General features: G+C 36.6%; 20 protein-coding genes. 8 read left to right on the top strand and 12 right to left on the bottom strand.

What is annotated here, in order from left to right; translation table 11 throughout:
* The first annotated feature begins 527 nt into the window (after positions 1-527).
* Entirely contained in the window at positions 528-911 is a 384-nt protein-coding gene (locus ACTH6U_RS21100; RefSeq protein ID WP_441833082.1) for a hypothetical protein, read from the top strand.
* Positions 912-970: 59 nt separating this feature from the next.
* On the opposite strand, the gene ACTH6U_RS21095 is transcribed toward ACTH6U_RS21100, so the two are convergent.
* From ACTH6U_RS21095 to ACTH6U_RS21075, 5 genes are all read right to left on the bottom strand, one after another.
* Entirely contained in the window at positions 971-1,159 is a 189-nt protein-coding gene (locus ACTH6U_RS21095) for a hypothetical protein (protein WP_441833081.1), read from the bottom strand.
* 411 nt (positions 1,160-1,570) lie between these two features.
* Positions 1,571-1,858 carry an Rz1-like lysis system protein LysC gene (gene lysC, locus ACTH6U_RS21090; protein WP_441833080.1) on the bottom strand — a complete coding sequence of 96 codons (288 nt, stop codon included), beginning with the start codon at positions 1,856-1,858 and terminating at the stop codon, positions 1,571-1,573.
* Positions 1,794-2,225 carry a recombination protein NinB gene (locus ACTH6U_RS21085; protein WP_441833079.1) on the bottom strand — a complete coding sequence of 144 codons (432 nt, stop codon included), beginning with the start codon at positions 2,223-2,225 and terminating at the stop codon, positions 1,794-1,796. The genes lysC and ACTH6U_RS21085 overlap by 65 nt, the downstream gene beginning before the upstream one ends.
* Before the next feature lie 266 nt (positions 2,226-2,491).
* Positions 2,492-3,268, bottom strand: coding sequence for a replication protein (locus ACTH6U_RS21080; RefSeq protein ID WP_441833078.1), 777 nt, complete (start codon positions 3,266-3,268; stop codon positions 2,492-2,494).
* A gap of 44 nt (positions 3,269-3,312) precedes the next feature.
* Complete coding sequence (locus tag ACTH6U_RS21075) at positions 3,313-3,498, bottom strand: Cro/CI family transcriptional regulator (protein WP_441833077.1); 186 nt, start codon at positions 3,496-3,498, stop codon at positions 3,313-3,315.
* Between the two features lie 107 nt (positions 3,499-3,605).
* Between ACTH6U_RS21075 and ACTH6U_RS21070 the strand changes: the two genes are divergently transcribed.
* The 3 genes from ACTH6U_RS21070 to ACTH6U_RS21060 all read left to right on the top strand — a co-directional run bounded on the left by ACTH6U_RS21070 (position 3,606) and on the right by ACTH6U_RS21060 (position 5,802).
* Positions 3,606-4,316, top strand: coding sequence for a LexA family protein (locus ACTH6U_RS21070; protein WP_441833076.1), 711 nt, complete (start codon positions 3,606-3,608; stop codon positions 4,314-4,316).
* A gap of 83 nt (positions 4,317-4,399) precedes the next feature.
* Positions 4,400-4,681 carry a DUF3024 domain-containing protein gene (locus ACTH6U_RS21065; RefSeq protein ID WP_441833075.1) on the top strand — a complete coding sequence of 94 codons (282 nt, stop codon included), beginning with the start codon at positions 4,400-4,402 and terminating at the stop codon, positions 4,679-4,681.
* A gap of 197 nt (positions 4,682-4,878) precedes the next feature.
* Positions 4,879-5,802, top strand: coding sequence for a hypothetical protein (locus ACTH6U_RS21060; protein ID WP_441833074.1), 924 nt, complete (start codon positions 4,879-4,881; stop codon positions 5,800-5,802).
* A 35-nt stretch (positions 5,803-5,837) separates the two neighbouring features.
* On the opposite strand, the gene ACTH6U_RS21055 is transcribed toward ACTH6U_RS21060, so the two are convergent.
* The 3 genes from ACTH6U_RS21055 to ACTH6U_RS21045 all read right to left on the bottom strand — a co-directional run bounded on the left by ACTH6U_RS21055 (position 5,838) and on the right by ACTH6U_RS21045 (position 6,554).
* Entirely contained in the window at positions 5,838-6,032 is a 195-nt protein-coding gene (locus ACTH6U_RS21055) for a hypothetical protein (protein ID WP_441833073.1), read from the bottom strand.
* A 74-nt stretch (positions 6,033-6,106) separates the two neighbouring features.
* Positions 6,107-6,301, bottom strand: a complete 195-nt coding sequence (locus ACTH6U_RS21050) for a hypothetical protein (RefSeq protein ID WP_265494549.1) — start codon at positions 6,299-6,301, stop codon at positions 6,107-6,109.
* Between the two features lie 55 nt (positions 6,302-6,356).
* Complete coding sequence (locus tag ACTH6U_RS21045; RefSeq protein WP_441833072.1) at positions 6,357-6,554, bottom strand: hypothetical protein; 198 nt, start codon at positions 6,552-6,554, stop codon at positions 6,357-6,359.
* 420 nt (positions 6,555-6,974) lie between these two features.
* On the opposite strand from ACTH6U_RS21045, the gene ACTH6U_RS21040 reads away from it, so the two are divergent.
* Entirely contained in the window at positions 6,975-7,253 is a 279-nt protein-coding gene (locus ACTH6U_RS21040) for a hypothetical protein (RefSeq protein ID WP_441833071.1), read from the top strand.
* A gap of 7 nt (positions 7,254-7,260) precedes the next feature.
* Here the strand turns inward: ACTH6U_RS21040 and ACTH6U_RS21035 are convergent, their stop codons facing one another.
* The 3 genes from ACTH6U_RS21035 to ACTH6U_RS21025 all read right to left on the bottom strand — a co-directional run bounded on the left by ACTH6U_RS21035 (position 7,261) and on the right by ACTH6U_RS21025 (position 8,712).
* Positions 7,261-7,815: a super-infection exclusion protein B gene (locus tag ACTH6U_RS21035; protein WP_441833070.1), complete on the bottom strand. Its 555-nt coding sequence runs from the start codon at positions 7,813-7,815 to the stop codon at positions 7,261-7,263.
* A gap of 172 nt (positions 7,816-7,987) precedes the next feature.
* The gene (locus ACTH6U_RS21030; RefSeq protein ID WP_441833069.1) at positions 7,988-8,272 is read right to left on the bottom strand and encodes a hypothetical protein; all 285 of its coding nucleotides are present in this window, start codon (positions 8,270-8,272) and stop codon (positions 7,988-7,990) included.
* 230 nt (positions 8,273-8,502) lie between these two features.
* Entirely contained in the window at positions 8,503-8,712 is a 210-nt protein-coding gene (locus ACTH6U_RS21025; RefSeq protein WP_441833083.1) for a DUF2798 domain-containing protein, read from the bottom strand.
* Between the two features lie 296 nt (positions 8,713-9,008).
* Here ACTH6U_RS21025 and ACTH6U_RS21020 point away from each other — a divergent pair, with 296 nt between their 5' ends.
* Both ACTH6U_RS21020 and ACTH6U_RS21015 read left to right on the top strand, forming a co-directional pair.
* Positions 9,009-9,221: a hypothetical protein gene (locus ACTH6U_RS21020; protein ID WP_441833068.1), complete on the top strand. Its 213-nt coding sequence runs from the start codon at positions 9,009-9,011 to the stop codon at positions 9,219-9,221.
* A 33-nt stretch (positions 9,222-9,254) separates the two neighbouring features.
* The gene (locus ACTH6U_RS21015) at positions 9,255-9,524 is read left to right on the top strand and encodes a hypothetical protein (RefSeq protein WP_441833067.1); all 270 of its coding nucleotides are present in this window, start codon (positions 9,255-9,257) and stop codon (positions 9,522-9,524) included.
* Between the two features lie 8 nt (positions 9,525-9,532).
* On the opposite strand, the gene ACTH6U_RS21010 is transcribed toward ACTH6U_RS21015, so the two are convergent.
* Complete coding sequence (locus ACTH6U_RS21010) at positions 9,533-9,931, bottom strand: hypothetical protein (protein WP_441833066.1); 399 nt, start codon at positions 9,929-9,931, stop codon at positions 9,533-9,535.
* Between the two features lie 168 nt (positions 9,932-10,099).
* Between ACTH6U_RS21010 and ACTH6U_RS21005 the strand changes: the two genes are divergently transcribed.
* Complete coding sequence (locus ACTH6U_RS21005; protein WP_441833065.1) at positions 10,100-10,342, top strand: hypothetical protein; 243 nt, start codon at positions 10,100-10,102, stop codon at positions 10,340-10,342.
* Positions 10,343-10,389 lie beyond the last annotated feature (47 nt).

Genomic DNA, 10,389 nt, shown 5'->3' with positions numbered 1-10,389 from the left:
GAGGTGATGATATCACCTCTGACTTGGTGACCAAATTAACTATGCCACTACATTTTTAATCTTCTAGTGTTTCCTTAGGTATTTAGCAAAGCTCAAATTTATGTTTTCTTTTCTATATTAATTTACACTTAATTTATGTGAAAACTTATTAAAACATTTATGCTGATAGTGTATTCATTTCTTGCTTCGTTTTACTTTGCCCCGATACTGAGGAATTTCTTTGTTGCTCAATTTCCCGTATTGCTTTCACTACAAACAAAAAGCCACCAATGATTAGCTGATAGCTATGAACCTTTACAAATATAAGATAGCTATTCATTGGTAATAGCGTACTGTCGCTTAACTCATTGTTTACTACCCTGTGACGAGGATGTAGTGAATTGCTGTGTAGTTATTGCTCATCATTGATGGGCGATTTTTTTACCCTTCCCACTTCAACGCCCTGAGTTACTTCTAATTATAATAAAAGTGACCAAAAGCTGGCTAATGCCATAATCCGTTATAAATATAAGTTACTAGAGGAACGCATGATACTTAAGCTTCTACTATTACTTTTAATATCAATATCTCAATTGTCATGGGCTTCTTATATAAACTCATGCAACCTAGATATTGATATTCTAGAAAATGCCTCTGCACAAATTTCTTGTCTTGAAATAGAAGAAAATATTTGTAACGACGAGGCTATCTCAATTCTAGTTAGTGGGAAAATAATTAATGCAAGGCCTTCTGGTCGAGCCGATAAAGGATGTCGTCAATACATAGGTCAGAATTATCGGCAATCATTATCAATAGATGATCCTAAACTAAACCTTAAGCGAGGAGACGTTGCTGTACTAAATGAAACTTTTGAAGAAGATAACCGCAACCCAATAAGTCGCTACACGCTATTTGTCGGCATCAAAAAGTAGTTATACATAAAGATCTATCAACGCCACTCTATGAATGACGTTTGTAGAATTAAATAAAACTAATGCTGCTGATTAGCTGGTGACAGCTCACCCTCTTCAAACCATGCATTCACCGCACGACCATCCGCTGATAAGTAATGGACATAGTATTGGTTAGCATCATTCTGATATTCAGCACGGCCTTTGACTTGCCCCTTTTCACCACTAATAGTGACCTGTACTAACTGACCTAATTCATGTTTAAACATATTTAACACTCCGTAGATACGGGAAAATCCCGTATCTATCCAATCTACCAGTAATTGACCAATGGGTATGGTACTTTACAAATATAAGGTGGCTATTGTTTAGACAACAGCGTACGGTTAATGTCCTCATGGAAAGCGACCTGTCTATTTGGACATAATAATAAGTTTATTCTTACCTAAAGCATTCAGACCTACATTTGTCATGTGGGTCTTTTTTTATTCTTTTGGAATACTTTTATCCAACTCTTCACGGAATAGAGCTGGTTTATCGAGCCCCTATGTTGCCATGGTATTTCTCCATTAAAAAGTCCCTTAATTGGAGGCTCATTGTTATTTGTTTCGCTTTGTTACAGTCATTAATATTTTTAAGGTGTATGTTCTTTAAAGAATTCCTGTGTAACCTCAAAAATGTTATTTGAATTGTTTTAGCCCATTCCTGTGTGGGCTATTTTTTTGGCCTTCCTCCTCAATCTCTCGAATTGCTTTCTTGTCCAAGTTACACGCCTTAATTACCGACATCAGCTCAATGTTATATTCAGCGATATCACCCCACGTCATTTTGTCAGGGATATCTGGTATCGGGCAATCAGCTAGTAGGCTTGCAGGAGTGGGGACGTGAGGCGCTAATACATATTCAGTCTTTGTATTGCCGCATCCTGTTAATAAGGCTATCAGGAGCAGTAACGGGAGCGCAGTCATTATCCACAAGAATAGTTTTGACGTCTTTCTTGGTTGTCTGTGCGTCCAGTGTGTTTTGTTGTTTAGCATCTATGGTTGCTCCAGAGATACGGTCAGCCGACCGTTGAGCGCCACCATTGACTTGTTTATTCAAGACGGTAATTAAGTCCTTCCAATCCTCTTTGTCGTACCGTGAACCTTGCCACATAACCTGTTTAGACAAATCAGTAAGAGTTGCCCACATGCGGTCATTTTGTGCTTTGGTTCGTTTGGGTTCGGAGAGTTTAATTTCGTATGGCTTGGCTGAATCTATCGGTAGGTTTTGTATTGCTTCGATGGCGTTCTGTTTGATGTTTTTACTACTGAGATAGTATGTCTTTAGTGACATTTAACCTCCAATTCTATTTTCAATAGTCGAAATACTTTAGTAGATAAATATTTCAATTTGTTACAACATGTAAGTGTCATAAGAACCAGTTATGTATGGAGCATGTCGCTGTGATTTTAGGCTATAAGATTTTTTTAATTCTTTTATTCGGTTTTTTAGCTTTCATAAGCACTGACCTTACAGATGCTATTGAATTGCTTGTTTGGTATTTAAGAAAAGAAGTGATCTAAACCTAGGAAGAGGAAATCTGCTTCCAAGTTAACCTCCTATTTTTTCCTGTCTAACTTCCTCATTTTCAACAATGTAACTCCGATTAATTTTATTCCTGTGTCATATCTATCAAACATGAAGTTTGCTAATTTCATGTTCAATATCAGCAACTTTCTAATCATTGATAGCTGAAATAGTACGGGCAAGAGGATGAATACAACGACTGTAGCTATAGGGTTCCCCCACTTGTTGCCTTTGGGTGAACTAACAACCGCATCAGGCTTAACCACTAAAACTTTTTCAGAGGGCTTGTCAGAGGATTCGTTAGAATTCTCGGACAATAGATTAGTTATTTCTTTTTTCTTTAAAGTATTTCTTTTGTGTGTCTCCAAGCTAGAGACTTCATTTGTCTCTAAGTTAGAGACATTTTTAGTCTTCAAGTTAGAGACACTGTCTCTAGATTGATTTTTCCATGCTGAAACCTCTTTATTAACGCCAATTTTATTACCTTCTAGAATGATGTAATTCATTGAAATCAATTCTTTCTTTGCCTTATTAACATTCTGTCTTGATAGTCCAGACACGTCCGCTAATTGAGAGTCGGCTATACGGTCATTCTTTTTTGCAAAACCATAAGTTTTACGAATTAGGGCTAACATGACTCTAAATTGCCGTGCAGTTAGGTTGCAGCACGAAAGCGATTCAAGTAACTCATTGGCAAGCTTTGTATAGCCATCTTCCAATTCTGCCATTCTTGGTTGCTCCGGCTTAATATATCGCTCCTCCGGATCACCTCTGGAGAATTGATAAACATTATCTATTGCTGTATTCACGATGTTCTCTCCTGACTAACCTCAGATAAGAATGTCCGGTATTACTATTTTTTATTGCTGGGGAATGGTTTGATTTCAATTGCTTGAATTCCACCCTCGGTTGCTGTTAACAAAATATTTCTACCCTCTCTGAGGGCTTTACTAATTGCGGTCTGATGTCCCCCAATTAATGATGCTGCCTTTTCCTGACTGTTATTTTTTACATACTCAGACAAAGGAATTCTTTCCATGGTAAATCTCCTTTTTATCCCACATTACGATAATACTGAAAGTATTAATAAAGGTCAATACATATGGTATTAACACTTTTAATAGTATTGGTATTAGAATTGAGACAATGAGCAATAAGAATAAATTGACGACAGAACAGCTTAATGACGCCAATCGTCTAAAGGCTTTGTATGAGTCCAAGAAAAAATCGCTAGGAATAACACAACAGCAAATTGCTGACATGCTTGATATAAGTCAGGGCGGGGTTGGTCATTATCTAAATGGTAGAAACCCACTTAACGTTCAAATCGCTTCAGTGTTTTCTAATTTACTGCAAGTACCTATAAGCGAGTTCAGCCCATCCCTTGCTAAAGAAGCTGAGCTGATCACTAACGCATTATCTCCAAATGTGTCTAATCCAAGGCCATATCGTCCAGCGCCTAAATACCCAGTAATTAGCTGGGTTCAAGCAGGGTCTTGGAATGAAGCTTGTGAGCCATACACACTGGATCAGATAGATGAGTGGTATGAGTCCGAAGTGCATGTGCAAGGCTCCGCATTCTGGTTAAAAGTCGAAGGCGATTCTATGACAGCAGCATCAGGCCAAAGCGTTCCTGAAGGGTCATTAGTGCTGGTTGATACTGGGCGAGAGGCTATAAATAACAGTTTAGTTATAGCTAAGTTAACAGATTCCAACGAAGCAACCTTTAAAAAATTGGTGATTGATGGTGGTCAAAAATTCTTAAAAGGCCTAAACCCTGCATGGCCAATAACACCAATTAATGGGAATTGTAAGATTATTGGCGTAGCTGTTCAAATGATGATGAAGCTAGTCTAGTGGCCTGACGACACGTTTTAGGAGAATGCATGGCACTCAATGAAACAGAAATTGCAGATATTAAGCGGTGCATGGAATTCTTTATGATGAAGCTCCGACCACCTGCTTTTGTTCGGGATGAGGTAGATTTGCAGTATAGAATCTGGGGTAATGAGGTAACTATTTATCGAGTCAATTACATTAATAATAAAAAGTACGACTCACCTATCGCTAAGATAGTGCTAAATCATCCTCACACACGCTGGAACCTATATAGCATGATTCAGCCTAACCAATGGATAGCTGCAATCAAAGAGTCGATACCGTCCTTCTCAGACGCAATTAAGATAGTCGAGGATGATGTGACTTGTTGCTTCTTTGGCTGACGACACGTTTTAATATGAAGAAAATACTTGAGTTCATCAGTAAAAATAAATTGTTAATCATCGTACTGATAATTGCCGTTGTAGCCGGTGCGATATTGCAGTTTACTGAGGAGCCTATGGCCTGGATTTCGATTTTCAATGCAGAGTGACGACACGTTTTAGGGTGCGAGTCCCACATAAATAAATAAGGATATCAATTGGATAACAACAAACTATCAGTAATCAATCCCCAAGGAGAATTGGAGTTATTCCCAGTGAAGGAAGTTGAGTTTGATGGTATCCAGATGGGGATAATGAATGACGGAACTCCATATTTAACATTGAGAGGGCTTTCTAGATTATGCGGGGTAGACCATAGAGCGCTTGGTAGGTTAACCACCAACTGGCTAGAAGAAAGAACAAAGCCGAGAGGAAAGAAAATTGACTCAATCCTTAGGGGAAAAGGATTAACACTCTCTAAATTATATACTGTTCTTAAAAATAGCACTGGTGAAGTATATGCATACTCTGACAGTGTATGCATGGCAATATTAGAGTATTACGCCCTTGATGCAGATTCATCCACATTTGATAATTCTGTAGCAAAAAAAAGATATAGAGACTTAGCTGAATACAGCTTAAGACGCTTTATTTTTCTCAATCTTGGAATTGACCCAGAAAACCCATTACGCAGTGCATGGAAGTGCTTTCAAGAAAGATTGCAGTTAAATGCAAATATACCATTTGGGTATTTTTCTATTTTTAGCGAAATGGCAGATTTAACACTACGGATGATCAATACAGGATTCAACCTTGGGCCAGCTTCAATACCGGATATAAGCATCGGAATAACTTGGGGTAAACACTGGGTAAAAAACGATTTATACAGTAAATATGGAGAAAGAACAAAACACCCGCATCATTATCCTGATTGGTTCCCTCAGCACAAATCGGGGGCTATAGAAGCATGGATATATCCAGATGACGCATTGGGTGAGTTTAGGCGTTGGCTACAGAGAATATACTTACCACAAAAATTCCCCACATACATAGAAAACAAAATTAAAGATGGTGCTATTCCAAAAGTAAATGCAGCTAACTTATTAACCCAAGTAAAAAAACCAGAATTGCCAAATAAATAACCACCCAGCCCTCCCCGCGAGGGCTTTTTTGTGCCCTATCCGCCCATCAAATCTATAGCTATCCCGTATATAGCAATTGACTGCTTATCCCGCTCACTTTCTCTTTGTTCTTTTAGTATTGCGGATATACGCTCACCAGTGACGTTATGCTTTGATTCGTTCAACAACATCACAGCTCTGCCAACCACTTGACATATACGCATATAGATTACATCTTGCTCAGTGTCCATAATTACCTCAGTGTGTTTCCTCCACAGTAACACCTAGGGCTAGGTATACCCACATAAGATTTGTATGTTTTTGCCTACTTAATATCTCTATCCAAAAAATCAATAGCATCATTCAATAATGTCATGTACTTAGCATCATCTGTTGCTGATATTCTTTCTGCTAACTCATTTTTTAATGTTGATTTAAATACAATCATATTGCCCGTAAGCAACTTAACAGTTGCATGGCCTATCTCACACATAATGTTATTCAAGCTATTTGCTGCCATGCTCTGTATCTCCATTTAACCTACTCAAAATTGAGATAAAATCACACAATTTTTTCTAAGCGCTATTCTCAACCATAGTAATCGCGTCGTTAAGAATGGCTTTTTTAGCAGGGTTTTGCTCATTGTCAGCCTTAACTACCAGTCCATCAACTATCCCATGCCAATACACCTTACTATCTAACGATATCAGCTCAACCGTCATCATACCTATCTCAGATAAAATCAATCTCGTCCTATCATCATATGTATTCATAAATCCTCCGAAGTGTCCTTTTTAGACAATCATGTATAAATATCGTTCTACATAATGCCGCCACCTCGCAAGATAAATAATTTTTGAAAATAAATTCCGTTTAAATTCAATAAATTAATACTTTCAGTATTTATTTTAATATCATTAGTATTGACCATAGGTAATACCTTTAGTATTATTAATCACATCAAAGGCAAGCAACATGAAATATACGATACGCCTCATGCTCTTTAATAATTAGGAACCAGATCTGACTAAGCGTTAGATCACCACTGAGTGGTTTTTAGGATTGGTGAAAAGGTTAATGGATTGGAATATATCGCACGTAAAGCGATGTTGTGAGTGATTCTGCATGAAGAAAACTTACATAAACAGAGAACCCTACCGCACCAATCACTAAAAATCACTTAGGAGGGAATTATGGCAATAATTACTGTTATTCCGAGAAATAACAACGCTAAAAAACGCCGATTAGCTAAGCAAATGGCATTTTGGGATAGAAAGAGATCGGAGTATTCAGCAATACCTAAAACCCGCTCAGTGGAAGAAATATTTGATTCGATTATCAAACCAGTAGACGAAACCGATGTACTGGCAAATTTACTTATCGGGATAAAAGACATACCCGATGTACAACGCAAGCAACCACGGCTACGCAAGCCGATTATGAGTGATGGAAGTGTTACGGCGCGGGGATGAAATGGACTTACCTTAATTGCTCATAAAATTTACGAATTTTTTCATTATAAATTAGGTTAAATTTTATCGGTTCTATAAAATTTGGTGATATTTCATATCTACATTCTGGGCTATTAAAGTGATCGCCCTTTACTGGCCTGATTACACCTTTTTTAATTAGAGATAAAATTTCAGGATTTTTCAATGAATCGTATTTCATTTTCGTTGTAAGACCCAGCGCTGCAAATATCGCAATAACCATTATTTCTTTTTCATTTAATCTAGATACTTTTATTTTATATTTGCTATTGGACATTTTACTTTTCATTAAGTGGTAAAAATAGGATAGCACCCTACATATTTGCTTAATAAAGTAGGAAATAAAAAAGCTTACTCCAATAGAAAACAGTATCGGGAGTATGTTTGGATATTCATTTCCTTTTAAATTTGCATTCAACAACTCAATAAATGAATTCGGCATATAAGCCAAAATAAGTACAAATGATACCAACCAAAACATATTAAACCTCAATGATGTATTTAGCTTTAAATAAGCTAAAGCAGCCTCAATCCAATTCGGCATGGTTGATAATCTCTTATTCTGTAGGGGTAAGCGGATTATAGCCGATTTCTCTCTGTAGGGGTACAGGAGAACCACCTCGCCTGACGTGGTTAAAAGCAGGCACAGTTAACTAATTACAGTCCATCAAGGTGGGCTGTGGTGAGATAGCTCAAAGCGATTTAACAAGTGGATGTTAACGGAAATAATGCACATCTATAATATAGTGACATTTTTTTGAGAGAGAATAGACCATTCCAGTATCAGGGGATTGTTCACAATTAACTAATTTTTTAGTTATCAATGACTCAGGAATATCATGACCTAGATTTCCATCAAGCCGACCATTCACTGAATCATAAATTAAAATTAATATCCTTTTTTCTTCAGAGCTAAGACTTTTCAGTATTTTAAATGCTTTTCTTCTAGATACATTTATTGGATTAAGCGGAAATATTAAATTTTTAAGTAATTTAATCATATTAGCTCACCTTAGCGGTTGATACTTTTCATACAAGTTATGTAAGTAAAATAATATTACATCAGATTAACCTTATAGCAACATTAATTGTTTCGAGTGTAAAAATAATCACCGAAACAACTCCTTAAATGAGTAATTAATATTTATTCTGTGGGCTGTAGTGAGTTGATTGAAATAAATTCGGTAAGATGCCTAGCACCTTATGAGGAGAGCTAGGCGATGTAACCAGATTAAGCCGATTGTACTTTCTTAGTCTTTTTTCCCGAGAGGATTAAAAAAACTAACTTACTCGCTATAGGCCACATTAAATTGGTCATAATAAACGCTATAGGCCACGCAATAATAAACTGCTTAAACCACACCGTAAAAAAATCGGGAATAAAACCGATAGAAATAAATAACATAATCCCTGACATCGAGGATGCCATAAGACAGGTCATTATTATTTGGGTGAGTATTATTGTTCGCTTATCCATCAAAAATCCTGTTTTAGGATGAGGGCGCGATTAGTGATAAAGAGACACGAAAAGGCACCACTCATCAAATGAAAGTGATGCCGAGGGTTCGGAATAGTATCCGACTTCATCTCAATACGAGGGCTGGAATAACCAAACCAGCCTTAATCTTTTCGGCGAATGAAATATACCACCAGAATTAATAATTACAATCAGCAAATTAATTATACAAAGTAAATCAATCTCATAAAGATGAGTTGATTAATAGATAGGAGATAGAGATGGATATTACATTAAAAGCTAAAAGTGCAATAGTTGAGCCGAATTGCTATCAAATGGTCGAAGTAAAATTAAATGGCACTTCTTTAGATGGAGAGATTGATGTTGCTGATATCGTCAATGAGTACTCAGCAAGCACGCTGCTAGATGGAATTGATAATGATGACATTATCGAGCACCTTGAAAACCAAGGTTACACGGTTACTAAAGACTAGCATCGTGTTTAGTTAATAGATAGGAGATAGAGTATGTGTGATTGTTTAAATTATGTCGAGAGAGAGTTAAAAGAGAAGTTTACAGTCCGTGTAAGTGAGGGTGGAAAAATATCTAACAGTGAAACTGGGTGGGATAACCAAGTCATTGATTTCACATTCGGAAGAACTCTTGTGATGCTTAATTATAAATTCGCTTACCGTGCCAAAAAGAAAAACGGTGAAATGGCGAAAAACCTAACCAGATTAGACACTAAGGTAAAAATGTCTCACTGCCCTTTCTGTGGCGTGAAATATGACAACTAGCATCGTGTTTAGTTAATTGGATTTAAACTATCAACACATGATTTAACTTTATTTGCTGCTTCAATTATTTTCTCATGAGAAATGTCAATAGCGATATTATCTCGTAATCTTGGGTTTAAAAAATCCAATTTAAATTTATAGTTCGATAAATAAATACTCGCATCATTTGTTCTGTAGCGATTTCGCATAGCAAACGAATTAAAATCATTTTTATCATCTACATAAACAACAAATTGCTCACCGTATTTTTCACTGCGTTTAAATTCAGCGCTTTTAATTCCAGAGCAAGGAACTGAATGAAAGTCATTATCTACTTCTATCTTTAAACAAAGATCATCAGGCTTGCATTGATTTGCAGCCAAGGCAGATACTGAAAATAAGAGCGCAGCAACAGTAATTAATTTCATAATCATAAATCCATTTATTTAAGTTAAATGGATTATATCAGCATTTTATTTATTAACGGAGAAACAATATGTTCGATTACATCAATGAAACTTACGGCTTAAACATTAAAAAAGGTGACCGTGTTCGATATACATACGGCAAAGAACCCAAGGAAGGAACAATAGTTGGTGTTCACGCAGGTATCCTCTCGCGCTGATCAGGATATTACATTTGAAAGTATTGCCAATAAATGGATGGAGCTAAAAAGGGTTGAAGTTGCTGCCAGTACATTCGAAGCATATAAATCAATATTACATGTCTCTTTATTTTTTATAAATGGTAAAAAAAATATTAACCAATTTAAACCAGAGGATATCCTTACCCTTAGAAATAAAATATTAACCTCCCCCACTATTGAACCTGAAATGTAGTGGCATAGTTAATTTGGTCACCAAGTCAGAGGTGATATCATCACCTC

This window comes from Providencia sp., from assembly GCF_052096715.1.
GTDB lineage: Bacteria > Pseudomonadota > Gammaproteobacteria > Enterobacterales > Enterobacteriaceae > Providencia.
Note: the sequence above shows the minus strand (reverse complement) of the source record. Positions and strands in the feature narration are given on the sequence as shown.

Bases quoted from the DNA above. Each gene is read 5' to 3' on its own strand.
- ACTH6U_RS21100 (WP_441833082.1), top strand. From the start codon at position 528: ATGATACTTAAGCTTCTACTATTACTTTTAATATCAATATCTCAATTG.
- ACTH6U_RS21095 (WP_441833081.1), bottom strand. From the start codon at position 1,159: ATGTTTAAACATGAATTAGGTCAGTTAGTACAGGTCACTATTAGTGGT.
- lysC (WP_441833080.1), bottom strand. From the start codon at position 1,858: ATGACTGCGCTCCCGTTACTGCTCCTGATAGCCTTATTAACAGGATGC.
- ACTH6U_RS21085 (WP_441833079.1), bottom strand. From the start codon at position 2,225: ATGTCACTAAAGACATACTATCTCAGTAGTAAAAACATCAAACAGAAC.
- ACTH6U_RS21075 (WP_441833077.1), bottom strand. From the start codon at position 3,498: ATGGAAAGAATTCCTTTGTCTGAGTATGTAAAAAATAACAGTCAGGAA.
- ACTH6U_RS21070 (WP_441833076.1), top strand. From the start codon at position 3,606: ATGAGCAATAAGAATAAATTGACGACAGAACAGCTTAATGACGCCAAT.
- ACTH6U_RS21065 (WP_441833075.1), top strand. From the start codon at position 4,400: ATGATGAAGCTCCGACCACCTGCTTTTGTTCGGGATGAGGTAGATTTG.
- ACTH6U_RS21055 (WP_441833073.1), bottom strand. From the start codon at position 6,032: ATGGACACTGAGCAAGATGTAATCTATATGCGTATATGTCAAGTGGTT.
- ACTH6U_RS21050 (WP_265494549.1), bottom strand. From the start codon at position 6,301: ATGGCAGCAAATAGCTTGAATAACATTATGTGTGAGATAGGCCATGCA.
- ACTH6U_RS21045 (WP_441833072.1), bottom strand. From the start codon at position 6,554: ATGAATACATATGATGATAGGACGAGATTGATTTTATCTGAGATAGGT.
- ACTH6U_RS21040 (WP_441833071.1), top strand. From the start codon at position 6,975: ATGGCAATAATTACTGTTATTCCGAGAAATAACAACGCTAAAAAACGC.
- ACTH6U_RS21035 (WP_441833070.1), bottom strand. From the start codon at position 7,815: ATGCCGAATTGGATTGAGGCTGCTTTAGCTTATTTAAAGCTAAATACA.
- ACTH6U_RS21030 (WP_441833069.1), bottom strand. From the start codon at position 8,272: ATGATTAAATTACTTAAAAATTTAATATTTCCGCTTAATCCAATAAAT.
- ACTH6U_RS21025 (WP_441833083.1), bottom strand. From the start codon at position 8,712: ATGACCTGTCTTATGGCATCCTCGATGTCAGGGATTATGTTATTTATT.
- ACTH6U_RS21020 (WP_441833068.1), top strand. From the start codon at position 9,009: ATGGATATTACATTAAAAGCTAAAAGTGCAATAGTTGAGCCGAATTGC.
- ACTH6U_RS21015 (WP_441833067.1), top strand. From the start codon at position 9,255: ATGTGTGATTGTTTAAATTATGTCGAGAGAGAGTTAAAAGAGAAGTTT.
- ACTH6U_RS21010 (WP_441833066.1), bottom strand. From the start codon at position 9,931: ATGAAATTAATTACTGTTGCTGCGCTCTTATTTTCAGTATCTGCCTTG.